The 22,998-nt window shown below is 37.0% G+C and carries 26 protein-coding genes; 6 read left to right on the top strand and 20 right to left on the bottom strand.

What is annotated here, in order from left to right; genetic code table 11:
• Nucleotides 1–71: 71 nt before the first annotated feature.
• Nucleotides 72–458, bottom strand: coding sequence for a YhcU family protein (locus BANA01_RS25850; RefSeq protein WP_034675142.1), 387 nt, complete (start codon nucleotides 456–458; stop codon nucleotides 72–74).
• A gap of 135 nt (nucleotides 459–593) precedes the next feature.
• On the opposite strand from BANA01_RS25850, the gene BANA01_RS25845 reads away from it, so the two are divergent.
• Nucleotides 594–1,511, top strand: a complete 918-nt coding sequence (locus BANA01_RS25845) for an RluA family pseudouridine synthase (protein ID WP_034675140.1) — start codon at nucleotides 594–596, stop codon at nucleotides 1,509–1,511.
• Between the two features lie 46 nt (nucleotides 1,512–1,557).
• Here BANA01_RS25845 and BANA01_RS25840 read toward each other — a convergent pair whose 3' ends face one another.
• Entirely contained in the window at nucleotides 1,558–1,812 is a 255-nt protein-coding gene (locus BANA01_RS25840; protein WP_034675137.1) for a GlsB/YeaQ/YmgE family stress response membrane protein, read from the bottom strand.
• Between the two features lie 319 nt (nucleotides 1,813–2,131).
• Here BANA01_RS25840 and BANA01_RS25835 point away from each other — a divergent pair, with 319 nt between their 5' ends.
• Nucleotides 2,132–2,746 carry a DUF47 domain-containing protein gene (locus tag BANA01_RS25835; protein ID WP_034675159.1) on the top strand — a complete coding sequence of 205 codons (615 nt, stop codon included), beginning with the start codon at nucleotides 2,132–2,134 and terminating at the stop codon, nucleotides 2,744–2,746.
• Between the two features lie 11 nt (nucleotides 2,747–2,757).
• Complete coding sequence (locus BANA01_RS25830) at nucleotides 2,758–3,750, top strand: inorganic phosphate transporter (protein ID WP_034675157.1); 993 nt, start codon at nucleotides 2,758–2,760, stop codon at nucleotides 3,748–3,750.
• Nucleotides 3,751–3,796: 46 nt separating this feature from the next.
• Here BANA01_RS25830 and BANA01_RS25825 read toward each other — a convergent pair whose 3' ends face one another.
• A complete protein-coding gene (locus BANA01_RS25825) occupies nucleotides 3,797–4,096 on the bottom strand; it encodes a hypothetical protein (RefSeq protein ID WP_034675156.1) in 300 nt (99 codons plus the stop codon).
• Nucleotides 4,097–4,329: 233 nt separating this feature from the next.
• Between BANA01_RS25825 and BANA01_RS25820 the strand changes: the two genes are divergently transcribed.
• Complete coding sequence (locus tag BANA01_RS25820) at nucleotides 4,330–4,884, top strand: YitT family protein (RefSeq protein ID WP_174524448.1); 555 nt, start codon at nucleotides 4,330–4,332, stop codon at nucleotides 4,882–4,884.
• A 47-nt stretch (nucleotides 4,885–4,931) separates the two neighbouring features.
• Here the strand turns inward: BANA01_RS25820 and proC are convergent, their stop codons facing one another.
• The 9 genes from proC to BANA01_RS25775 form a co-directional block, all read right to left on the bottom strand.
• Entirely contained in the window at nucleotides 4,932–5,735 is an 804-nt protein-coding gene (gene proC, locus BANA01_RS25815) for a pyrroline-5-carboxylate reductase (protein ID WP_034675152.1), read from the bottom strand.
• A gap of 17 nt (nucleotides 5,736–5,752) precedes the next feature.
• A complete protein-coding gene (locus tag BANA01_RS25810; RefSeq protein ID WP_063255294.1) occupies nucleotides 5,753–8,995 on the bottom strand; it encodes a hypothetical protein in 3,243 nt (1,080 codons plus the stop codon).
• Nucleotides 8,992–10,404 (bottom strand): glycosyltransferase family 2 protein, encoded by a 1,413-nt coding sequence (locus BANA01_RS25805; RefSeq protein WP_063255293.1) that lies wholly within the window; start codon nucleotides 10,402–10,404, stop codon nucleotides 8,992–8,994. The genes BANA01_RS25810 and BANA01_RS25805 overlap by 4 nt, the downstream gene beginning before the upstream one ends.
• A gap of 3 nt (nucleotides 10,405–10,407) precedes the next feature.
• Complete coding sequence (locus BANA01_RS25800; RefSeq protein ID WP_034675163.1) at nucleotides 10,408–11,445, bottom strand: HEAT repeat domain-containing protein; 1,038 nt, start codon at nucleotides 11,443–11,445, stop codon at nucleotides 10,408–10,410.
• Entirely contained in the window at nucleotides 11,442–11,864 is a 423-nt protein-coding gene (locus BANA01_RS25795) for a response regulator transcription factor (protein WP_034675161.1), read from the bottom strand. The genes BANA01_RS25800 and BANA01_RS25795 overlap by 4 nt, the downstream gene beginning before the upstream one ends.
• Nucleotides 11,865–12,093: 229 nt before the next feature.
• A complete protein-coding gene (locus BANA01_RS25790) occupies nucleotides 12,094–12,489 on the bottom strand; it encodes a cytidine deaminase (protein ID WP_034675183.1) in 396 nt (131 codons plus the stop codon).
• A 28-nt stretch (nucleotides 12,490–12,517) separates the two neighbouring features.
• Nucleotides 12,518–12,685: a XapX domain-containing protein gene (locus BANA01_RS25785; protein WP_034675180.1), complete on the bottom strand. Its 168-nt coding sequence runs from the start codon at nucleotides 12,683–12,685 to the stop codon at nucleotides 12,518–12,520.
• Between the two features lie 22 nt (nucleotides 12,686–12,707).
• Nucleotides 12,708–13,382 carry a deoxyribose-phosphate aldolase gene (gene deoC, locus BANA01_RS25780; RefSeq protein WP_034675200.1) on the bottom strand — a complete coding sequence of 225 codons (675 nt, stop codon included), beginning with the start codon at nucleotides 13,380–13,382 and terminating at the stop codon, nucleotides 12,708–12,710.
• Nucleotides 13,383–13,513: 131 nt separating this feature from the next.
• Nucleotides 13,514–14,458, bottom strand: coding sequence for a sugar-binding transcriptional regulator (locus BANA01_RS25775; protein ID WP_034675178.1), 945 nt, complete (start codon nucleotides 14,456–14,458; stop codon nucleotides 13,514–13,516).
• A gap of 265 nt (nucleotides 14,459–14,723) precedes the next feature.
• Between BANA01_RS25775 and BANA01_RS25770 the strand changes: the two genes are divergently transcribed.
• The gene (locus BANA01_RS25770; protein ID WP_034675176.1) at nucleotides 14,724–16,898 is read left to right on the top strand and encodes an MMPL family transporter; all 2,175 of its coding nucleotides are present in this window, start codon (nucleotides 14,724–14,726) and stop codon (nucleotides 16,896–16,898) included.
• Between the two features lie 21 nt (nucleotides 16,899–16,919).
• Here the strand turns inward: BANA01_RS25770 and BANA01_RS25765 are convergent, their stop codons facing one another.
• From BANA01_RS25765 to BANA01_RS25740, 8 genes are all read right to left on the bottom strand, one after another.
• A complete protein-coding gene (locus BANA01_RS25765; protein ID WP_034675173.1) occupies nucleotides 16,920–17,261 on the bottom strand; it encodes a cupin domain-containing protein in 342 nt (113 codons plus the stop codon).
• Between the two features lie 168 nt (nucleotides 17,262–17,429).
• Nucleotides 17,430–17,627, bottom strand: a complete 198-nt coding sequence (locus tag BANA01_RS29355) for a hypothetical protein (protein ID WP_082799679.1) — start codon at nucleotides 17,625–17,627, stop codon at nucleotides 17,430–17,432.
• Between the two features lie 45 nt (nucleotides 17,628–17,672).
• A complete protein-coding gene (locus tag BANA01_RS25760; RefSeq protein WP_034675171.1) occupies nucleotides 17,673–18,224 on the bottom strand; it encodes a 2-oxoacid:acceptor oxidoreductase family protein in 552 nt (183 codons plus the stop codon).
• 2 nt (nucleotides 18,225–18,226) lie between these two features.
• Nucleotides 18,227–18,979: a thiamine pyrophosphate-dependent enzyme gene (locus tag BANA01_RS25755; RefSeq protein WP_034675169.1), complete on the bottom strand. Its 753-nt coding sequence runs from the start codon at nucleotides 18,977–18,979 to the stop codon at nucleotides 18,227–18,229.
• On the bottom strand, nucleotides 18,976–20,040 hold the full coding sequence (locus BANA01_RS25750) for a 3-methyl-2-oxobutanoate dehydrogenase subunit VorB (protein ID WP_034675167.1): 1,065 nt from the start codon (nucleotides 20,038–20,040) through the stop codon (nucleotides 18,976–18,978). Before BANA01_RS25750 ends, BANA01_RS25755 begins: the two co-directional genes overlap by 4 nt.
• Nucleotides 20,041–20,059: 19 nt before the next feature.
• Nucleotides 20,060–20,290 (bottom strand): 4Fe-4S binding protein, encoded by a 231-nt coding sequence (locus BANA01_RS29350; protein ID WP_235847238.1) that lies wholly within the window; start codon nucleotides 20,288–20,290, stop codon nucleotides 20,060–20,062.
• An 11-nt stretch (nucleotides 20,291–20,301) separates the two neighbouring features.
• A complete protein-coding gene (locus BANA01_RS25745) occupies nucleotides 20,302–20,979 on the bottom strand; it encodes a hypothetical protein (RefSeq protein WP_052106370.1) in 678 nt (225 codons plus the stop codon).
• Nucleotides 20,980–21,106: 127 nt separating this feature from the next.
• Complete coding sequence (locus tag BANA01_RS25740; RefSeq protein WP_034675166.1) at nucleotides 21,107–21,427, bottom strand: hypothetical protein; 321 nt, start codon at nucleotides 21,425–21,427, stop codon at nucleotides 21,107–21,109.
• Between the two features lie 201 nt (nucleotides 21,428–21,628).
• Between BANA01_RS25740 and BANA01_RS25735 the strand changes: the two genes are divergently transcribed.
• Nucleotides 21,629–22,750: a metallophosphoesterase gene (locus tag BANA01_RS25735; RefSeq protein WP_063255291.1), complete on the top strand. Its 1,122-nt coding sequence runs from the start codon at nucleotides 21,629–21,631 to the stop codon at nucleotides 22,748–22,750.
• Nucleotides 22,751–22,998 lie beyond the last annotated feature (248 nt).

Raw genomic sequence — 22,998 nt, 5'->3', positions numbered from 1 at the left:
ATTTTATCTCTATAAGTTCAAGGATAATAATAAAAAAAATGTCTGCTTTTTGCAGACATTTTTCTCCCATATTAGACAAGTAATTCATTTGCTGCTTTGGTATAAATGCTAAATACACTGTTTTTCATATTTTTTGCTTCAACGAATTGTTCAAACTCAAACGGAAAGAAAAGACCAAATTCTTGCAGATTGGTAACATTTTTATTGAATAATGCTGCATACTGATCATCGAGAGTTGGAGACTCGAGTATTGAAATCACTGTTTGCATACTTGCCATAACTTGAAAGGCGTCCTTTAATGTATTAAAGTCATCAGGAGTATGCAATACTTTTAATTGTTCAAACTCACTTATTTCCTTATCCGTAAAATAGAGTGGAAAAACAGTTGAATAGATATACCTCACAAGTTCACAAATTTCTTCTTCCTGACCCGGTGTCGAGGCAAAAACAATTTTCACTTGTAACCCACCTTTGCGATAGACATAAACTATCGTAATATATATACATAAGAATAGCATATTTGTTGATCAATGTTCGGTGGTAATTATAACCACGGTATAAGATGGAGAAATCACAAGATTAAAGGAGTAAAAATGCTAAAAACAACGCGGAAAGGCAATTGGATGGAAATCATTACACAAAAAAAATGGGAAGGAAAAACGATTGAGGATATCTTTCGTAAGGAATGGGAGGTGCCTAAAAAGCTTACCCATTTATTCCGGATGGAAAATACCGTATTAGTAAATGGTCTGAGAGCAAATTGGAATCATCCGCTAAAAAACGGTGATAGGGTCCTAATTAAACTTTTTGAGGAAGTGGCACCTGCAAGCTCACTGGATTTCTTTTATGATATCCAGGTTCTATACGAAGACGATCATGTGATTGTTTTCAATAAACCAGCTAATATGAGTACACATCCAAATGATGAAAATGATAAAGGCACACTGTTACACGCTGCGCAATTTCATGTACAATCCAATGGTGAAAAATTGACGATACGTCAAGTACACCGGCTAGACAAGGATACGACAGGAGCGATTCTCTTTGCAAAACACGCATTATCCGGTGCCATCTTAGACAGAATGCTGGAAAAACATGAAATAAAAAGAACCTATCTTGCCATCGTCGATGGACATATAAAAAAGAAGAAAGCGATAATCAGTGAACCAATTGGGCGTGACAGGCACCATGCAACCAGAAGACGTGTTTCTCCTTCTGGTCAAGCAGCTGTTACACATTATCAGGTTTTTAAAGAGGAAAAAGGTCATTCTTATGTTAAATGCTGGCTTGAAACAGGAAGAACGCACCAAATACGTGTTCATTTTAGTCATATAGGTCATCCATTAGTGGGGGATAGATTATATGGCGGAAAGCCGTTATTCAAGAGGCAGGCATTACATGCAGCAAAACTAGAATTTACACATCCCATAACTGGTGAAAACATTATTTGTTATGCTCCATTTATTGATCAGCCACCTATCTTCAAAGGTATTGATGTTTATAATATATGAGTCAAATTTAGAGGCCTCCCGGCGTGGGAGGCCTCTCATATTTTTTTTAGTCTGCTTTTCTGAAGCCCCTCATGACGAGTGATAATAGGAATACCAAGGCAACAGAACCAATAATGGCAGGGATAATCGCAAAGTCAGCGACATTTGGTCCCCAATCTCCTAATAGTAACGTACCAAGCCATGCGCCTACAAACCCAGCAATTATATTACCGATAATGCCTCCTGGAACATCTCTACCCACAATAAGACCAGCTAACCAGCCAATAACTCCACCGACAATTAATGCCCATATGAAACTCATACTGAACACTCCTTTTGTGATGATTCAATTGATAACACGGTTTTTAACGTTAAAAATTGCTGCCGTGTACGATTAAAGTACCCATGTTATTAAATTTCATACAAAGGAAGATACAAGATCTCTACATTACATATAAATATTTTTTTCTGGAGACATTAACAAAATAAATAAAGCTGCACCTATAAAATAATTTTCGGAAAATTCTTTTGTTAAGTTTTTGTAAATTAGGTTAACTTTTTATGATTTTTTGGTATTTTTTCTGTAAAATGTTGTCCGTTAGTGTAAAAACTCTTTACATACTATTTAGGAGGATTCAAAAATGGCAAAAAAGGTTGATAAATTTTCAGCATTACTAAGTAATATTTCTTCAAACTTAAAGGAAGGCGCAAATTACTTTGCTGATTATAAATTAAAAAATATTAGTGATTTGAAAATCTTCTCAGAAAAGATGAAAGAAATCGAAACAAAGGGAGATTCATTTGTCCATGAAGTGATTAAACAATTAAATGATGCATTTATCACGCCTATTGAACGTGAGGATATTCTTCATCTTGCAAACAGCATGGATGACGTCCTAGACGGCCTAGAAGCGACAGCAGCATTGTTTGAAATGTATTCCATCACCCAAGCAGATGATTTTATGCTCCAATTTGTTGACGCAATAAAATCAAGTGTTCATGAAATTGATAAAGCGATGGAATTGTTAGCGAATAAGAAACTTCCTCAAATGAGAGAACATGCAATTAAAATAAAAGATTATGAATCCAAATGTGATAATATCTTGCGTCAGTCCATTAAGCATTTATTTACAGTAGAAAAAGATCCAATCCGAATTATTCAGTACAAGGAAATTTATGAAAATCTCGAGGATATTGCAGATAGCTGCCAGTCAGTTGCAAATACACTTGAAACCATCATCATGAAAAATGCATAAGGAGCAAACAAATGGAAATTTTAATTATTTTAGTTGTCATTGGTGCCCTTGCATTTGACTTTATTAATGGGTTCCATGATACGGCAAACTCAATCGCAACCTCTGTTTCTACGAAGGCTCTAAGACCACGGCAGGCGATTCTGTTAGCCGCGATTATGAACTTTGTAGGAGCAATGACGTTTACAGGTGTCGCAAAATCTATTTCTAAGGATATTGTCGATCCTTTTACGCTTGAAAATGGTTCAGTGGTTATTTTAGCCGCATTAATATCAGCGATATTTTGGAACTTATTAACCTGGTATTATGGAATTCCAAGCAGTTCTTCCCATGCAATTATTGGATCTATTGCGGGAGCGGCATTGGCTTCAGCAGGTTTTGGAGCACTCAATTATGGGGGCTTTTTAAAGATTATACAAGCACTAATACTTTCGCCTATTTTAGCTTTTGTAGTGGGTTATATTGTTTACAGTATTTTTAAAGTGGTATTTAAAAATGCTAATTTAGCAAAAACCAACCGTAATTTCCGATATATGCAAATTGCCACTGCGGCACTACAGTCATATTCCCATGGAACAAATGACGCACAAAAGGCAATGGGGATTATCACAATGGCTCTCATCGCCAATGGTTACCTAGGTGCTAATGCAGAAGTTCCATTCTGGGTACAATTTGCGTGTGCAACGGCAATGGGTCTTGGTACTTCTGTTGGTGGATGGAAAATCATTAAAACTGTCGGCGGGAAAATCATGAAAATTCGTCCTATTAACGGAGTTGCAGCGGATTTAACAGGTGCAGCCGTAATATTTGGTGCTACTTGGCTCCATGTACCCGTCAGTACTACCCACGTTATTTCCTCCGGGATCCTTGGGGTGGGTGCTTCACACAGATTAAAAGGTGTAAAATGGGACACAGCTCAAAGAATGCTTATCACTTGGGTAATTACACTTCCGATTTCAGCAGGTATAGCAGCAATTTCATATTTTATCTTAAATCTTTTCTTTTAAAAAAAGAGTAATCCAATTTATCTGCGAATTGGATTACTCTTTTTGTTTATAAATTTTTACCTGTTTTTCCTTTATAGTCATCATACAAGGCAACAATTACATCAATATTATTATCAATAAAACTTAGACGTTCTCTAGAAACCATTGTCCATTCATCCGAGAAATTTATGGCTGATAAAATGTGTCTAAAACTAAAGCTATATCTATCGTGAAGTTGGGAAATGACATAGCTTACTCCAGCATGTTTTCCTTCTTTACCCAAAATATCGTGTATGTCACTTTTGAGCCAATCCGGAGCAATCTCAACCGTTCTTTTCAGCAATAATTCATGTTCTTCTTGAAGCATTATTTATTCCTCCTGATTTATCCAAAAAACTTATAATTAATCTAGCTAATCCTATTATACCATACGTTAAGTATTCTCCTTATACTCTTTGAGCATACTACCTCTTCAACCAGAACAACTCTGTGAATCCTCCTCTTTTTTATTTACCAACACTTCTAAATGGAAAACATATTCATACTTTTTATGTAGGGACAAGTTTGGGGTGGTTTAAATTGAAACAAAAAGTTATTGCAATGCTGATTGGCAGCTTATTATTAAGCCTAGGGGTAAATGGGTTTCTTGTGCCTTATCATCTGCTCGATGGCGGTGTTATTGGTTTAGGATTAATCTTTCATTATTTTTACGGATGGCCTACAGGACTTACGATGATTGTTTTGAGTCTGCCTCTTTATATCCTCGCATGGTTTTTTGAGAGGCGATATTTTTATTATAGTTTGCATGGACTCATTATCTCTTCTTTTTGCATTGACTTACTTTCTTTTATCAATGGTAAAATTCAGATAGGTATTTTCCCCAGTACCATTATTGGAGGTATGCTTGTAGGAGTGGGTATTGGTTTAATGCTCCGTTATGATACAAGCACGGGTGGGACTGATTTATTAGCTCAGATTATTACTAAATTTACATCGGTTAATATTGGCATCATTATATTTTTGATAGATGGTCTTGTGATTACAAGCGGGATTCAAGTCGTTGGATTAGAGAAATTCTTTTATTCTCTCGTAACTATTATTTTTGTAGGATTAATGACTTCTCTGACAGTGATTCGAAAAGCTGAACCTTACTAAACAAAAAACAGAACCTGCAGCACTGTCGCAGGTTCTTTGTTTACATATTAATGCAATGACTTTACCTTTTCGGTACAGGTATCCATGGCTGCCAATACCGAACCGCGAAATTGTCTCTTTTCGAGTTCAGCTACTGCTTCTATTGTCGCTCCGCCTGGTGTACACACATTATCTTTTAGTTCTCCTGGATGTCTGTTTGTTTCTAGTACCATTTTAGCTGCGCCGAGGACGGCCTGTGCGGCAAGTCGATATGCTTTATCTCTGGGAATCCCCTGCTTAACTCCTCCGTCAGCCATCGCCTCTATCAACATATAGACATATGCTGGGGAAGAACCACTTATCGCAGGTACAGCATCCATTAATTTTTCATCCAGCCTCTCTGTTTTTCCAAACGTATGAAAGAGGCGTTCAACCTCCAAGACCTCTTCCTCTGTCAGCCTCTCATTCGAACAAATAGCACTCATGCCTTCACCAACCAATGAGGGAGTGTTTGGCATGCTCCTAACCGCCTTTACGTTAAAACCAAATTCCTTTTCGATATCATTCAATGAAATCCCAGCTGCAATAGTAATAATTGTACATTCAGGATGAATAGCATTTCGTATCTCATGAATTACGTTGGTATGCTGGTCAGGTTTTACAGCTAGAATCAAAATATCCGCAAATCTTGCTGCTTCTTGATTATCAGAGGTTGTTAAAATTTGGTAGTTCAATTTGATTTTTTCAAGGGTTGTTTCTGTTTTAGCACTGGCAATCATATTTTGTTTTGGAATCATCTTTGATTTAAGGATTCCTTCAATCATCGCTTGAGCCATTTTTCCTGCACCGATAAAGCCGATTTTTTTATTCAAACCGCTGCACCTTCTTTTTAATTATCTAGCTTTGTTTTTCCAAATGTCTTCTTAATCACATCATATGATTTTTTTAGCCTTTCATAGAATAAAGGCTGTTCCCACTCATTCCATGAGTAAAGAAATACATCTTTTCGCTGGAGCAAATTATTTGATTGTTTGGGAATCGTTTGTACAAGATTACCTTGTTTCGTAGCTGCGGCTGCAACGCGAATCCCTTCAATTGTTTCACTTTTGGCTAAACCATATTGCCAGATGTCCCCCATCGCTTCTTTTAAACTTGGATCCTTCATATTTATAAGCTGCCAAGGGATTCTCAATTCGATAATTTTTTTATTCTTGCTTAGACTCACATCCGTCAGCGAGTTAAACGTTTCATGTTCCGGATTACCATTACCAAACTTTAATATACCTGTTTCATAGCCCTCAAACGGAACTAGTGTGTTTGTTGATGGAATAGTCAGTTCTTTATTAAGTGCTAACCGAATTGGGTGGAATACTCCATTATTTTTTACATTTGCATAGGATTCTCGTTTTACCATATTGAGGATATATGCGTATTGATAATAGTAGGTATCATAATAACTGTCTACCATAATTCTTGAACCTTTTTCACCTGAAAGGTTAATTAAGAAGTCCACACCTAAATCCGTTACTAGTGGAGTATCTTTTGATAATGGTATAGTGGTTTGACCCTGTTCACCAATGGTATCAAGAAGTAAATACACAGACTGTTTTTCAAAGTCAACTGGCTGTTCAAAGGATACTAGAAAGTATAGATATCCACTATCAGAGGAAATCCTAACCTCATTGATTACTTCCTTCTCTTCTTTCGACTGAAAAATAGTTTTACTATTCTTTTCATTCCAATCAATTCTGTTACCATCTACCAAAATGGCTGCATCCTTCGCCCCAGGTTCAAAAGACAGCAATCCGAAATGCTGTTCGTTTGTTTGCTGATTATTCCAGTATGGTCTTCGGTCTGGATTATCAAAGTCCATTGTATTCCACGTCCGTTTAAACCACTCATCCTGCCATGTAAAAATTAAACCTCCGGCATACCCTTCAGAAACAATGGAATGAAATAATCTGCTATTAATTTCCCCTTGTTCTTCTTCAGAATGAAATCCTTGATTCATACCATAGGCATTTTTATGTGTTAATCCTCTAGAAGAAGGAACACCGAATTCAGCCACTAGAACAGGCATTTGATGGGAATCTATCAATTCATTTAAATATCCTGCGTAATTGTTCTTTTCACCTGTTTTATCGACATATTCTAGATATTTTTTCTCGTAATTTAAAAAGTCAGGATAGTATGGGTAAATATGATAGGAAGCAAATAATCCCGCATAAAAGTGATCAGAGTTTAGAATATGGTTTGGATTTATCGAAACTAAATCTTCATTTTCCAATGGCTCTGATGGATGCTCTAACAAGTCAGTGGTTACCCAGTTTGTAAAACTAATCGTATGCTGCCAATTGTATTGTGTTGTTTCATAAGCAGCTGCATATTCCATCAATTGTGCTAACCAAATTTCAAATGCATTGGCACCCGTTGTTTTAAAATATTTTCCATTAAATGGTGCTATTTCTTTATGCTTAAGGTTAGTGTTCGTAACCATATATGGATCCCACTCTGTCCCGACGATAAGTCCAAGAACATATTTTGAGATATCATATTTGTAAACACCTGAGGCGTGTCCAGGACGTTCAGGCAGTTCCGCCTGCCCATGAATGATGTCAATTAGGTATCTAATTTCCGTTTGCGCATCCTCGACATTTTCGGCAGCAAAGGCATCTTGATTATGAAGGAGCTTTTCTTCATTCACCCAGGAACCATGGAATAAGAATAACGGTTTTTCTGCAACAAGATTATATTCATAAAAAGCTTCGTAAAACTGAGGTGGATGCAGCGTATAGACTCTGATTGCATTTGCGTTCATTTCGCCAATTTTTTTAAACCAGCGTGCATATTCCTCTTTCGTGATTGCAGTCTCTCCTGGAAAATAGCCTGGCTTCCCAATCCCCATATTAACTCCTTTTATCAAGAAATCTTTCCACTCACCATTCTTTTGGACTTGTATATAGGAGTCTCCTGTAGTGCTATTGGTTTTAATGTTGTTAACCTTTACTATTTCTACTTTCTCTTGTTTAACGGTGTTTTTTAGACCAGTATCTAATAAAGCCTTCATCATAGGAACATAAACTTCCCAATAGAAAGAATCCTGTGATCCAAAACGCTCTTTCCAAAAGCTAAGTCCTTTTGTTTGATAAATGGCAGGAACCTCTCCTTCATCTGCAAAATCCCCTGCAAAATAATAGGAATTATATCTTGCATTTTGATGATGGATGATTGCAGGGAAATTAGTCGGTATTCCAAGTCCTTGTAACTCTTCCCTCTTCTTTGCTGCAATAGGCAGATGATATTCTGCTAGAATTTCTTTTTTGCTTCCTGCACGATTAATATCAAACCAATATTGATACTTCCCCTGTAGTTCCCGATTAAAGAAATTTTCCCCCTGTTTGGTTAGATTAAATAGGGCGCCGCTTTCTATTACATCCTTTTGGTCTACCACTACAATTTCATTATCCTTACTTACAAATACAAAGCCTTCTCCCTTAAAATTCCATTTTCCGCCATTTGCTTCAAATTGGTCTCTTACCCATACTGGAACTTCCTTGTTGTTAAGGTCAGGAAAATACCTGCCAATCCAACCGGTCCATTCAAGATTTAAGAGGTTTGTTACTTTATCTCGGACGATAGCAGGAGTCGGACTAGCAAATGTATTAAATTCTGCAATTAATGTTTTCCCTTTAGAGGCTAGTAATGCTTGTTCTATTCGATCTACATCAGATAATTCTAAACCACCGTATATAATGGAAGATCTTTCACCGGTTTCGTTTTCACCAATAAAATCTTCTTCGTACACTCCATATTGATCAGTTAAATAATATACATCATATCTTTTTAAGTTCTCGGGTAAAGAAGAGACGGAATATTGTTGTCCATCTTTTGGGACAAATCCTTTATAATCCTCATTTATTCTATAAGGCTTTTGATTTCCTTTTACATATTTTGCATTATTTAAAATCCAAACGAGTCCTTTGTGTTCCCTATACGATTGATCTGGAACTGTTTTATCATAGATCAGTACATTTAATTCTTTAGAAGGCTGTAACAGCCAGAACCAAAAAGGACTTAATAGAATGATAACAAATAGAATTGCATATACAATTAAAGAGGATTGTCTTGTCATTTTGAAACACCTTTTCTTTTCATTTCTCCCCAACTCTTATCCCCAACCATCATTTGCCATATTCCTTCACATCTCCAAAAGACCGTCATAGGACGATACCAGATGGTTTCAGTGATTGAGTATAAAAAGAGCTTTACTATATCTGATACTTTTGGATATTTTGTTAAACTCCATTCTTCTAATAAAACTGCTGCCATAGAAAAAAGTGACCCATAAAGACAAGATAGAAGAAATAATAATATCGCAAATTCAATATAAACCCCGCCTAAAAACAGACAGAGTACCATAAAGATATACCCCAGAAATTCTATTATGGGGCCCAAAAACTCAACAATCCAAAAATAGGGAAAGGAAATAACCCCAATGGAACCATATTTAGGATTAAAGGTTAGCCCCCGATGTGTCCATAAACTTTCAAATAATCCTCGATGCCAACGCCGTCTTTGCCTTCTTAAAATGGTCATATCTTCTGGAACTTCAGTCCAACAAACAGGGTCGGGAACATACACAATCTTTTTGTTTATTCGCTTTTCTTTTAATAAACGGTGGATCCTGACAACTAACTCCATATCCTCCCCTACGGTATCTGTTTTGTACCCCCCCGCCTCAATGGTCCAATGCTTCGAAAAAACTCCAAATGCACCAGAAATGATCAACAGCAAATTATGTCTGCTTAAACCTATTCTCCCCATAAGAAAAGCGCGGAGATATTCAATGATTTGCATGATGACCAAAGGGTTATTGGAAAGGCCAATTTTCAAAATATGTCCATTCTTTATTTCACAGCCATTTGCAATTCGCACACTGCCGCCAGAGGCAATTACCTCTTCATTGGAATCAATAATGGGCTTCATTACCTTAAGAAAGGCATCCGGCTCCAATACAGAATCACCATCAAGGGAACAAAAATAGGGATAATGGGAGAAATTAAGGCCTACATTCAATGCATCTGCTTTCCCGCCATTCTCCTTATCAACTAAAAAAAGATTAGAAAGGATAGAGGATTGATAAATAGTCTTAATCGGTTTAGTATTAATTTGTTTACGAACAACTCTACTTATTTCTTTCATATCGTACTGGGTAATCATTTTTTCTAAGGTTCGATCCGTTGACCCATCATTGACAACAATAATTTCAAAGGTGGGATAATTCACACTCAAAAGGGATCGTACACTCTGAATAATTCCTGCTTCCTCATTGTAGGCAGGAACAATGATCGAGACAGGTCTTGTGTAAAATTCATCCATATAATCCTCATATGCCTGTATTCGGTCTAATTGGTATTCTTTACGAAGCTGAAACAGTGAAATCATTAAAATAACAGAATAAAAAACAATAACAATTACCATATAAACAGCAATAAACCATCCGAAAACAGAAACAATATCCAGCCAATCCACATTTAACATTTTCTATACTCCTTTATGCAGCCAATCCCATGCCATGTCTCTTGCAAAAGCATCCTTAGATGTTTCTAAAACGGATTGCAAAATTGCCTTTCCATTTGGGAACTGACTAATAGATTGGCCAGCCTGTGAACGGACCCACCAAACCTGATCATGCAGCAGCTCAATTAATCTCGGAATTCCTTTTTCTTCCTTAACAGAACCTATTAGTTTTGCTGCCACCATCCTCTCCTGCCAGTTAGGAGAGTACAGTAATTGCAGATACGGCTCGATATTCCTTACATAGCCTATTTCAGACAGAGCCTTTAGGGCCCTTAGCTTCACTTCACCTTTATAGGTTAAATAAATATTTTCGGTAAACACCCTATATTTTATTGCTTTATTCAATGAAATTACATCTAGAATGGCGAATTGAAGCGGGGGAGTACTTTTGTGAAAGCTTAATACGAACTGATCAAATAAATCTTGATTTAATCGCATTAATATACCTCGATTTTCATACTCGGATAAATAGTGATAATGATTTAGAAGCAAATCAAGTAAATCCTTAAATTGAAAGGAAGCAAGGATTCTCAAAACATGGATCATTTCTTGATGTGAGAGTTTCTTCTTTTTACTTAAAAGAACAACTTCGTTTAAAAGCTTGGTCATATGAAAGTCCTCAATATGATAAAGTGCATTCATACGATAGCTCCACCTTTTGCTTTTAAGACGTTTTTGATAATATCCCTGTAAACAATGAGTTGCCAAATCCGATAATCTTTTTTTCTCTTCCTCCCCTTCTAATATTTTCACATACCTGCTCAGCAGCTCTTCCATTGCCCTTTGTTTTATAGCTGTTTCGCACCCCATTCCCCTGAAAACTTGCCCTTGTGCGATGATTGAAAAAATTTGGTTATTAATTTTATTCTTATAGCTTTCAATCTCTCTTCTTGTTTTAATTTCTTTACTCTTCCGAATGATCAAATACAGCAATAATAAAAATAATAAACACATAAGAGATGAAGTAAGAATAGAAAGAAACAAAATCTCTTGATTAATCATTGCGTGATCCTTTGAATGATTTGTTGTACTCTGATTTGCAGTTCCTTGATACTGAATGGTTTTGTCACATAATCATCTGCACCTAATTTTAGTGCCTTGTCTATTTCGGCTGGACTTTTTCTTCCTGAGAGCATTAATACATAAACCTGTTTCCTCAAGTCACTTTTCACTTTTTGCAATATCTCAATTCCATCCATAACTGGCATAATGCCACCAAGAATTAAAAAATGTTCACCAGTATTATCTAAACGTTGAGATTCAAAAAATTGTAAACCATCTTCATATGCTTTTATATCTAGTTCAAACTGATCAATATTCATCATATTAAGAATTCTTACCAGCATCGTTTGAATTATTGCGTCATTATCGATAATCGAAATAAACAGCTTCTTTTTGTTTTGCTCACTTGTAGTTTCCACTCTTCTTCCTCTTTCGTCTGCATTAAAAATGAAAAAAATTTCTACTTTTTATTCTTTTAAATTATGCCCTTTTCAATAAAAAGCATGAAAAGATATAAATAGATTCTAATCTTAATTAACCAGAGGTACAATAAAATTAAATTCAAAAATGATGAAAAATGCAGATTTTTGTCGATTGACAGGTCTCTGTAAATAAAAAAAGAAGCAGGATTCTAATCCCGCTTCTAATTTATTTTAAATCCTCCGGTGAAAACGCACCTGGAAGAAGATTTTTCACTAAGATTCTTTGAATATCTCCCTTTAGATTGGTAAGGATAACCTCCATATCAGAATCACAGAGCTCAGAAATCACCTGCCTGCAGGCACCACAAGGAGAAACTGGCCCATCGGTGTCTGCCACCACTACTAGTGAATCGAATTCAGTAACACCTTCAGAGTATGCATTAAATAAAGCTGTTCTTTCTGCACAGTTCGTCATTCCATAAGAAGCATTTTCTATATTACAGCCATGAAATACTTTCCCATCTTTTGCGATAAGAGCAGCACCAACTTGAAATTTTGAATACGGTACATAAGCATAATCTCGTGCTTTCAATGCTTCTTCCCTAAGTTGTTTTTCATCCATCTTATTCACACTCCGCACACAACTTTATTTATTGGAAAAATTTAACCATCCAGCTGGCAATAACTCCTCCAAAATATACCCCGAAAACACCAACTACTGCGGAAAATACAGGAGGTGCAGGTAATGGCAGCCTCATAAATTTAAAAATAATTCCTACAATTAATCCAGCAATTAAGGCTAATACTACTTCTTTCATTTCTATTCCCTCAAATCGTTAATTAATAATTGTTTTGAGAAATTTCACCTTTACTAATAGACACCCCTGAACTAGCACCGATACGAGTCGCACCTGCTTCGATCATGGCAAGTGCATCTTCACGGCTGCGAACGCCTCCAGAAGCTTTAACACCAATATCAGGACCAACTGTTTCTCTCATTAAACGGATATCTTCAACCGTAGCTCCGCCTGTAGAGAAACCTGTTGAGGTTTTTACAAAATCCGCTCCAGCCTTAACGGAAAGTTCACATGCACGTACTTTTTCTTCATCCGTTAAAAGGCAGGTTTCAATAATAACCTTAGTTAAGGCTTTTCCTTTCGCTGCTTCAACAACAGCTCTAATATCCCTCTCAACTAAATCATCTTGTTTATCCTTAAGTGCACCGATATTTATCACCATATCGACTTCATTTGCACCATTTTCAATCGCATTTCTTGTTTCAAAAGCTTTTGTTTCTGGAGTAGATGCCCCTAAAGGAAAACCAATTACGGTACATACTTTTACTTCTGGGGTATCTTTTAACATATCTGCTGATATTTTTACCCAAGTTGGATTAACACATACGGAAGCGAAGGAATATTTCTTGGCTTCTTCGACTAACTTTACGATTTCATCCTTTGTTGCATTTGCTTTTAATAATGTATGATCAATCATGCTTGTTATATTTTGAGTCATCATGTACATCCTCCCTGTTTTACAAAATCCGTATAGAATCTTTTATATTGACAAATTAACTATATCAAAGCAATTGAACAATTGTAAATATAAAAATGAACAAATGTTAAAAATATGTCACATAATAAAACCTATGAGTTTTTATCAAGTAAAAATTTGGCGGTGAATTGGTCGGTTATCAAGACATTAGCGTAGTGTCCTTTTAGTGCGCCATAAATGCCTTCGATTTTATTCGGACCACCTGCGACTAGTATTGAATATTCCTTTTTTCGTAAGTCGTCGAGTTTCACACCTAATGTTCTCTCATTAAGGCTTTCATCACATACTTCGCCATTTTTATCAAAGAAACGTGAACAAATGTCGCCAACTGCTTTTTCATTTAGGGCCTTTTGGTCACTCTCTGTAAAATAGCCCATCTGAAATAATAACGAATCCGTCTTGATGGAACCGATGGTAAACAGTGCGATATTTGCCTTTTTACCCAATTCAAGAATTTTTTTAATATGGCGGTCTGCTTCCATTGCCTGTTTTACAACAACATGGTCAACAATGGCAGGCAACGGAAGATTTAAAGGTGTTGTATTGTATGCCTTTCCAAATAAATACAAGATTTCTGAAGCGTAATTGTTGGTTTCTGCGTGACTGACCCCGCCTTTTAGCTGAACTACCTTTACATCTTTAACAAATTTCTGTTTTAGCTCTACTGCGATGTGATATAACGTTGTTCCCCAGGTGACACCGATAATGTCCTGATCTTTCACTATTTCATCGAGGAATAATGCCGCTTTTTCTCCCAAATAATTTTTGATAATATGATTTTCAAATTGTGGAATAGATGTGACGATTGCTCTTTTTAAATTGAATTTTTTTTCTAGCTTAGCAGCTAGATTTTCAACATCTTCCGTTGGGTCGATGATATTTATTTGGACGATTCCCTCTTCTTTTCCTAGCTGCAATAATCGGGACACTGTAGGACGAGAAACACCCAAAATTTTAGCAATTTCGTTTTGATTATGATCCAATAAATAATATAATTTTGCTGCTTCAATCACTTTACTTAGTTTCTCTTGATCCACTGTTCATCACCCTCTTCCCTAACTTTTTTTATTATAGCAAGTAACGATCTTAAATCTCCATATATTTTTTACATTTATAAAATGTAGCATGAACAATTTTTCATAGTTAATCACTTCTTCTATATTTGTATTTTCGTTATTAATTGAGGGAATCATTCTTATCATATTTATTCCATTACATTTGCCACGAAATAGTTAACCAAAACTTTCTATGAGTTCTGATATACTATGGTAAGGGAATTATTTCCTAAAAGGAGGTCTTAAAATGGAGAAACTTGGAGGAATTATATACCGTTATCGAAAATGGGTACTCGCCATTTGGATACTGATAATCATACTATCAGGGATTTTTGCCTTAAAATTACCCTCTGTATTAAGTGGAAATGGTTTTGAGTATAAAGGGGAGTACAACGAAACCAGAAAACTGCTTGAAAAAGATTTTGGGCAGCCGAAATCTTCGATTATTCTTGTTTTCCAAAGAGAAAGCAGCTTGAGTGACACAGAATGGAATCATTTTATCCTGGAAACCTTCGATGACCTTAAAGAATTCGATGATGCCAAAAGTATCACCACTCCTTATGAGCGTGATGGAATGATAAAAGAGAACTATGCTTATGGGCTTTTGTCCTTTGATAAGAGTGCAGAAGGATTAAGTGATGAAATACACCAATTAAAGAAGATAATAAAAAACAAGAAGGGATTAAAAGTTACAATGACAGGTGAGCCCATCATTGTTCAAGACCTTAATATCGCAAGCCAAGAGGATTTAGCAAAAGCCGAAATGATTGGATTGCCTATAGCCTTGATTGTCTTAGTACTAGCCTTCGGAGGGTTAATCGCTGCCTCCATTCCGATTGTCATCGGGGTTGTCTCAATTTTAACTACCATGGGTGCTGTTTACTTTTTTAGTTATGGTACCGATTTAACGATCTTTATTTTAAATATTGTACCGATGATAGGACTCGCTTTGAGTATTGATTTTGCCCTTTTATTAATAAACCGTTACAAAGAGGAATTACATACCAGGTCCATTGAAGAAGCCATTAAAATTAGCATAGCAACCGCTGGACGTTCCATTATTTTTTCTGGCCTTTGCGTTTTTATTGGTTTATCTGCTTTATGGTTTATTCAAATTGATATATTTCAAAATGTTGCACTAGGCGGCATGGCAGTGGTTTTTATTTCTGCCTTCTGTGCCTTAACCTTTCTCCCTGCTTTACTAGCTGTTCTTGGCGCTAAAATTAATAAGTTCAGTGTCCTTCGAATAACCAATAATAAAACTAGTATTTGGCATACATTTGCAAAGTTTGTGATGAAACGCCCAGTAGTTATGGCTGCGGCAGCACTTGCGATACTTCTTGCTGGTCTTATACCTGTTGCTCAGATGACGCTGTCGATTCCAGGGACCGAATCTCTTCCGGCGAAATATCCATCTAGAGTGGCTTTTGAAGCCTTCGAGGAACATTTCATTCCTAAGGATAAACGTAGTGAAAAGAAAGTATCAATCGTACTTGAAACAAATGGAAATGTATTAGAAACCAGTAATCTTGAGAAAGTCAGCAGCATTCTTGATCAGCTTTCAAAGGATGATCTGGTCGATTCTATAGATTCTGCTTTTTCTGCCACAGAGATTCAGGATGAAGAGAAGTTATCACAACTCCTCCGGTTTGGACAAAAAGAACAGACTGCGCCCATACTTGATTATTTTGTTCGAGACAATAAAATGCTGATCGAAGTTTACTTAAATACAAATGATCATTCCGCGGAAGCGAGAGAGTGGATTCGAGATTGGTCCAGCAAGGACTTAGACTTGTCTGTCCATTTTGGTGGAGCAATAAAATTTGAGCAGGAAATCTTTGATGAGATTTTTGAGAAGGCGCCTTATGGATTGTTGTTAATTGTTGTCTCAACCTTCTTCATACTTATGGCGGCTTTTCGGTCAATCCTAATCCCATTAAAGGCGATTTTAATGAATATATTAAGCCTAAGCTGTACGTTCGGAATTGTCGTCTGGATTTTCCAGCAAGGGCACTTAGGAGTAGAGCCTGCAGATATTGCCCTGATTTTACCCGTTTTTGTATTCACCCTCGTATTTGGACTGTCAATGGATTACGAGGTATTTCTGATTTCAAGAATTCAGGAGTTTTATTTGAAAACAGGAAATAATACTGAAGCTACGATATCCGGCTTAACGTATACGAGTAAAATTATTACATCCGCTGCTGCTATTATGATCGTGGTTACAGGAGCATTTGCCTTTACAGGTGTTATGCCAATTAAGCAGTTAGGTGTTGGAATTGCTATTGCTATTTTTATTGACGCCACGATAGTCAGGATGGTTCTTGTTCCTGCTTTAATGAAGTTATTCGGGGATTGGAACTGGTGGTTCTTTGGCTATAAAAATAAAGGCTTAATAAAACAAAAAAAGGAGCCAGTCTAAATTTTAGGCTGGCTTTTGAATCTAGATATTTTTAGCGTATTGTTCGCTTGGTACTTTACTTAAAATAACATATAAGCTTACAGGTTCATTGCCTGTATTATTAAAGGCAAGCTCTTCTTCCCCGCCTACATGTACTATATCTGCTTCGGTTACCTTCGTTTCCTGACCATCTATAATGAATGTCCCACTTCCGGTAACTACATAAAGATATACCTCTGTTCCTGGGTGCTTATGAACTGGAAGCTGCTGTCCAGGCAAGAAATTCAATACAAAAGCTGTCGTTTCACCCTTTTGGTAAATGACTCTTTTAGTGAATCTATCTTCACTGAATTCCTGAAAGGCTTTAATTGAAATTTTCTCCATCCTTATTTCCTCCTAGCAATCTGATACTTATATTCTAACTGAAAATCATTTTCAATGAAGTGAAACATATCACTATTTATTGTTTCTCATCGCTCCAGGAAAAATTATTGAGATGTTCATTTATGTACGACACAGATCATTAGAATTATTAAGCCACTTTTTGTATTCTTAACGTTTCTTGCTGCTTGGAAGCCTTTTAATGCCCTCGGTACAAACAAGACTTCCTAAGAATCCGACTATAATGCTTGATGTAATGATTTTTAATGTATAAAAAATTCCTGTACCCGTAAGACAATCTAGTATTATAAATTTCTTAATCGTGGAACCCTTAATTGAGTAGAAGACAACTTGATTTTGTTTTTTCATATTTACTAATCACACCCAAATTATTTTTCCTAAAGATATGATTTCTTAAGATTGTCCTATTACAGGAATCATGGAGGCTCCTTTATTGAGTGCTTGTTTATTAACCTCTATTAAATGGTGCTTTTCTTCTGGCAAGACTTTTTTCAATGATTCGATAATGGAATCACAGGTAACTACCTTAGTAAATCCAAGATAGGCACCTAACAAAATCATGTTCGCGACCCGTGTATTCCCCAGGTCAGAAGCCATATCGGTAGCAGTTATTTCAATGATTTCAATATCACAGCGTTTTGATGCTCTTGTCACCAATGATGAATTACTAATCAATAGTCCCCCCGGTCGTACGCGGTGCTCGAATTTTTCAAAAGAAGGATTATTTAGAACAATCGCTGTCGAAGGACTTGTGACCAGCGGGGAACCCACGGGTTCATCGGACACGACGACAGAACAATTTGCCGTTCCGCCGCGTTGTTCCGGACCATAAGATGGCAGCCATGAAACGCCTTTCCCCTCGAGCATACCAGCATACGCTATCAGTTGACCCATTGACATGACACCCTGACCACCGAATCCTGCGATAATGATTTCCTCCAACATGTTTAATTGCCCCCCTGTTTATTTTTGTAAACGCCTAGAGGATAAGCAGGAATCATATTATCTTTAACCCATTCAAGGGATTCATAGGGATCAAGCCCCCAGTTAGTCGGGCAGGTTGACAATATCTCAACCATTGAAAAGCCAAGCCCATTCTTTTGTGCTTCAAACGCCTTCCGAATCGCACGTTTTGCCTTTTGTATATGTTGCACATCATGTGCAGAAGCTCTTTCAATGTATGCAGTACCGTCTAAAGTTGCCAACATTTCACAGACTTTAATAGGTGAGCCCTGGATACTTTCATCTCGTCCAAAAGGTGTTGTAGCTGTCTTTTGACCAATCAAGGTAGTCGGCGCCATTTGTCCCCCTGTCATTCCATATATAGCATTATTAACAAAGATGACCGTAATTTTTTCCCCTCTAGCTGCTGCATGAATGACTTCGCTTATGCCGATAGATGCAAGGTCACCATCACCTTGATAAGTAAATACGAAACGGTCAGGCAGCACCCTCTTCACACCTGTTGCCACAGCAGGAGCGCGGCCATGAGCCGCCTGGGTCATGTCACAATTAAAATATTCATAGGATAAAACTGAACATCCTACAGAAGCAACCCCAATGGTATTCTCTAAAATATCCATTTCTTCTAAAACCTCTGCGACAAGCCGGTGAATGATGCCGTGGGTACAACCAGGACAGTAATGTGTAGGGTTATCGGTTAAACCATTTGTTTTGGTAAAAACGGTCTTCATTGTCATACCGTAATCCCCCCTGATACAGATAGTAACTTTTGATAAATCTCTTCCTGTGTCGGTACAACTCCACCGGTTCTGCCAAAAAAGTCAACTGCTGCATGACCGTTAACCGCTAATCTAACATCCTCAACCATCTGCCCGGCACTCATTTCTACGGCAATATATCCTTTTACTCGATCCCTTGTTTCAAAGAACGGTTTTTCAGGGAATGGCCACAGTGAAATTGGACGGATTAATCCTACCTTTAAACCTTGCTGTCTTGCTTTATTAATGGCATTCAACGCAATTCGAGCAACTGTACCAAAAGCTACGATTATATAATCAGCATCATCAATTTTATAAGTTTCATAGCGTACTTCATTTTCTTTTATTCTCGCAAATTTCTGCTGGAGTTTATGATTACGCTGTTCAAGTGCCTCAGCATTAAGTTCAAGAGATGTAATGATCTTAGGAGCTCCATCTCCACGTGTACCAGTAGTTGCCCACTTCTTTTCTGGAAGTTCAGATTCGTTTCGCTCTCCAAATTCAACTGGCTCCATCATTTGCCCAAGCATTCCGTCCCCCATAAGAATAACAGGTGTCCGATAACGGTCAGCAATATCAAATGCTTCACTTGTTAATTCGACTATTTCTTGTAAAGAGGCTGGTGCTAACACTGGAATATTATAGTCGCCATGACCGCCTCCTTTTGTAACTTGGAAATAGTCCGACTGCGCAGGCTGGATATTCCCTAAGCCGGGGCCGCCTCGCACAACGTTTACGACAACTGCAGGAAGCTCTGAACCTACTAAATAGGAAATCCCCTCTTGTTTTAAACTGAATCCAGGGCTTGAAGATGAAGTCATTACCCTCACTCCCGTTCCAGCAGCACCATAAACCATATTTATGGCAGCAATTTCACTTTCCGCTTGAAGGAATAATCCTCCAACTTCAGGTAGCCTTCTTGCCATATATGCTACAAGCTCACTCTGTGGTGTAATAGGGTAGCCAAAAAAGTACTTACAACCCGCTTGGACCGCTGCTTCCGCTATTACTTCATTTCCTTTCATTAAAACTTTCCCCATACATAAAGCTCCTTTCACATTAAACAGATTGCAGTACCTTTACCGGTCTATACACTGATATAACAGAATCAGGGCATATTTGCGCACATTTAGCACAGCTAATGCAGTTTTCCTGATTGGTTACAGATGCCGGACGATATCCTTTTCCATTTAAATAGTCTGTTAGAAAGATAATGTTTGTTGGACATACCTGAACACAAAGCCCGCAGGATTTACATATTTCCTTGTTAAAAACTACTCTCTTTTCCACTTTTTTCACTCCTATCCTTCCCAAGGTAATTTCATATAGCGTTTGATAAACATTACCCGATGCCTTTTAGCAAAATAAGAAGCCTCTTTTTCTATATCAACAGAAATAGATGTATAAAGTAGTGGTATTGAAAGCAGGTCAGATAGTCTGCTGCTAAATTCATAACCTTTATGTATATCCTCCATACTCGTTTCAAATCCAATATTGGTGTTGTTAATCATTCCAGTCACCTGTAAGCGGGCTGCTTGTTCAATCTGTTCAATCGTATCCCTCGCTCCTTCAAACGTACTAACATATGGACGATTAGCATTTAAGACGAATATAAGTTCAGGTTTTAATTCTTTCCACTCATGATAATACTGCCCTAACGCCATTGCTCCGTCTTTATCGCCGCCGGCGTCAATTATCACTCGATAACGCTGATCATGTAAAACACGATAGATTTCTCCCGATACAATGGGTAAATCTGAGGTTTGCAGGCGGTTGGCAGGGGCTATTAATTCAATATCCAGCTGCTCGAAAATATCCGAAACATCTCTTGAGCGAAAATAGGGGTTAATAATATCTAAGTCGTTAATCGCTATTTTGTTATGTATCTTTTTCTCATTTAATGCAAGATTAATCGCAATTTCAGTTTTTCCGCTTCCAAAATGACCGGTTAGAATGGTTATCCTTTTATTCATTTCCAATAGAAAAGTACCTCCTCGACTTTTGTAAGCGTTCACAAAAATATAATTATCATTTTTATTATAAAGTAACCTATGGTACACCCGCGTTGACCAATATCACAGAAAAAAAGAAGTTCATTGAACTTCTTTATGACATGTAGGATATGATAACTTTTTGCGGAACTTCAATCTCATCTTCATTTTTTGTTTTCAGTCGTCCGCAGGAAGGCATTTCAAATGAGAAATCCTCTACTCTTGAAGGGATAATACCTTCTTGCTTTAATTGTGAGAAGACTAGCTGCATCCCATCCTCTGTCGAAAGGGATTCGTTTGATCCTTCTACCTGAAAACATTCAACACAGGTTTCAATAATATTCTCAGAAATCTGTTCCTCTGCAAACACCAATTTTGCACCGGCAATCTTCTCTACTTCCATATTTTCTAATTCAATGATTGTTGTAATATTCATCTTTCAAAACCTCCACCTTTTGTCTCTTTTATTATAAGTAATCTCCTCAAAGTATTTTTTTGAAACACGCTTTATTCACTTTTTATTCATATGTTTTTGACAAATTCATGTCACGTTTCAAGAATTTTTTACCAATGTATCAACAAGTCCAAATTTCCAAATAATAACACAGGATAAGAATTTTAGGAGGCTGACCTAATTATGAAGAATAAAAAGTTATTCCTTTTACTTTTCATTAGCACGATTATATGGTCCCAGTTCCCATCTATTATGTTTGCTGAAGAAAGCAGTACAGTGAACAACAATGGAATAATTGATTTGAGAATCCTTGAGACGACAGACCTCCACGCAGCTTTAGTGAATTATGATTATTATCAAACTAAACCCAACAATAATATCGGGCTTGTAAAAACTGCAAGTCTTATTCATCAGGCAAGAAGCGAAGCAGTCAATTCCTTATTGTTTGATAATGGGGACCATTTAAAGGGGAATCCTCTAGGTGAATACTTAGTAAGAATACGCGGGATTCAAAAAGGGAATGTACATCCTGTTTACCGTGCATTTAATTACTTAAAATACGATGCCATTACAATTGGAAATCATGAATTTAATTATGGTTTAAAGTTCTTAACTACTGTCCTTAAAGGATTAAAAATGCCGGTTGTAAATGCAAATGTTTATTCCGTTAAAAAGAATAAACCCTATTTTAAACCTTATGTTATTTTAAAAAGAAGTGTTGTTGACAAGCAGGGGTTGAAGCATGAATTGAATATTGGTGTCATTGGATTTATGCCGCCGCAAATTATGAAATGGGACAAGGCAAATCTAGAGGGAAAAGTGATAGCTCGACCAATCGTCGAAAGTGCAAAGGAATTTGTACCGATTATGAAGGCAGAAGGTGCTGATATTATTATTGCTCTGGCCCATACAGGAATAGACAGTGAACCTTATCATCCTGAAACGGAAAACGCCGTTTATTACCTTAGCGATATTCCTGAAATTGATGCCATTTTAGCTGGACACTCTCATAGTGTATTTCCAGGGCCAACCTTTAAAGATTTACCAAAGGCCAATATGGAGGAAGGAAAAATCAAGGGAAAACCCGTTGTCATGGCAAGTGCGTTTGGCAGCCGCCTTGGAATTATTGATCTCAAGCTGGAGGTCCATAATGGAAAGTGGAAAGTTCTTAACAGTAAATCATTTACAAGGCCTATTGCGGATGAATACGGAAAACCCCTTGTAAAAACGGATAAAAAATTATTCAAACTGATTAAACCGGAGCATCAGGAAACTGTTGATTTCTTAAAAAAGCTTGGTTTATAGCTGTTTAAATAGTTGAAAATTAGCTAGTAATCTTTTAAGCCCATCAGCTTCTACTTTTTTTGGGGTTTTGGTCACTAAAGACCTCTTTTAGTGACCTTAACTTCAATTCTTCGAGTGCCTCGGTCACTAAAGAGCCCTTTTGGTGACCATAACTTCAATTTTTCGAGTGCCTCGGTCACTAAAGAACCCTTTTAGTGACCTTAACTTCAATTCTTCGAGTGCATCGGTCACTAACAGAGCCCTTTTGG

Origin of the sequence: Neobacillus niacini NBRC 15566, from assembly GCF_001591505.1 — a bacterium.
Taxonomy (GTDB): Bacteria; Bacillota; Bacilli; order Bacillales; family Cytobacillaceae; genus Neobacillus; species Neobacillus niacini.
This window is presented reverse-complemented; position numbering and strand designations above follow the sequence as displayed.

Bases quoted from the DNA above. Each gene is read 5' to 3' on its own strand.
- BANA01_RS25760 (WP_034675171.1), bottom strand. From the start codon at position 18,224: ATGTTGGAGGAAATCATTATCGCAGGATTCGGTGGTCAGGGTGTCATG.
- BANA01_RS25835 (WP_034675159.1), top strand. From the start codon at position 2,132: ATGGCAAAAAAGGTTGATAAATTTTCAGCATTACTAAGTAATATTTCT.
- BANA01_RS25785 (WP_034675180.1), bottom strand. From the start codon at position 12,685: ATGAAAGAAGTAGTATTAGCCTTAATTGCTGGATTAATTGTAGGAATT.
- BANA01_RS25820 (WP_174524448.1), top strand. From the start codon at position 4,330: ATGCTGATTGGCAGCTTATTATTAAGCCTAGGGGTAAATGGGTTTCTT.
- BANA01_RS25770 (WP_034675176.1), top strand. From the start codon at position 14,724: ATGGAGAAACTTGGAGGAATTATATACCGTTATCGAAAATGGGTACTC.
- BANA01_RS25810 (WP_063255294.1), bottom strand. From the start codon at position 8,995: ATGACAAGACAATCCTCTTTAATTGTATATGCAATTCTATTTGTTATC.
- deoC (WP_034675200.1), bottom strand. From the start codon at position 13,382: ATGACTCAAAATATAACAAGCATGATTGATCATACATTATTAAAAGCA.
- BANA01_RS25845 (WP_034675140.1), top strand. From the start codon at position 594: ATGCTAAAAACAACGCGGAAAGGCAATTGGATGGAAATCATTACACAA.
- BANA01_RS25800 (WP_034675163.1), bottom strand. From the start codon at position 11,445: ATGATTAATCAAGAGATTTTGTTTCTTTCTATTCTTACTTCATCTCTT.
- BANA01_RS25805 (WP_063255293.1), bottom strand. From the start codon at position 10,404: ATGTTAAATGTGGATTGGCTGGATATTGTTTCTGTTTTCGGATGGTTT.
- BANA01_RS25840 (WP_034675137.1), bottom strand. From the start codon at position 1,812: ATGAGTTTCATATGGGCATTAATTGTCGGTGGAGTTATTGGCTGGTTA.
- BANA01_RS25825 (WP_034675156.1), bottom strand. From the start codon at position 4,096: ATGCTTCAAGAAGAACATGAATTATTGCTGAAAAGAACGGTTGAGATT.
- BANA01_RS29355 (WP_082799679.1), bottom strand. From the start codon at position 17,627: ATGAAAAAACAAAATCAAGTTGTCTTCTACTCAATTAAGGGTTCCACG.
- BANA01_RS25750 (WP_034675167.1), bottom strand. From the start codon at position 20,040: ATGGGGAAAGTTTTAATGAAAGGAAATGAAGTAATAGCGGAAGCAGCG.
- BANA01_RS25790 (WP_034675183.1), bottom strand. From the start codon at position 12,489: ATGGATGAAAAACAACTTAGGGAAGAAGCATTGAAAGCACGAGATTAT.
- BANA01_RS25755 (WP_034675169.1), bottom strand. From the start codon at position 18,979: ATGACAATGAAGACCGTTTTTACCAAAACAAATGGTTTAACCGATAAC.
- BANA01_RS25740 (WP_034675166.1), bottom strand. From the start codon at position 21,427: ATGAATATTACAACAATCATTGAATTAGAAAATATGGAAGTAGAGAAG.
- BANA01_RS25765 (WP_034675173.1), bottom strand. From the start codon at position 17,261: ATGGAGAAAATTTCAATTAAAGCCTTTCAGGAATTCAGTGAAGATAGA.
- BANA01_RS25735 (WP_063255291.1), top strand. From the start codon at position 21,629: ATGAAGAATAAAAAGTTATTCCTTTTACTTTTCATTAGCACGATTATA.
- BANA01_RS25830 (WP_034675157.1), top strand. From the start codon at position 2,758: ATGGAAATTTTAATTATTTTAGTTGTCATTGGTGCCCTTGCATTTGAC.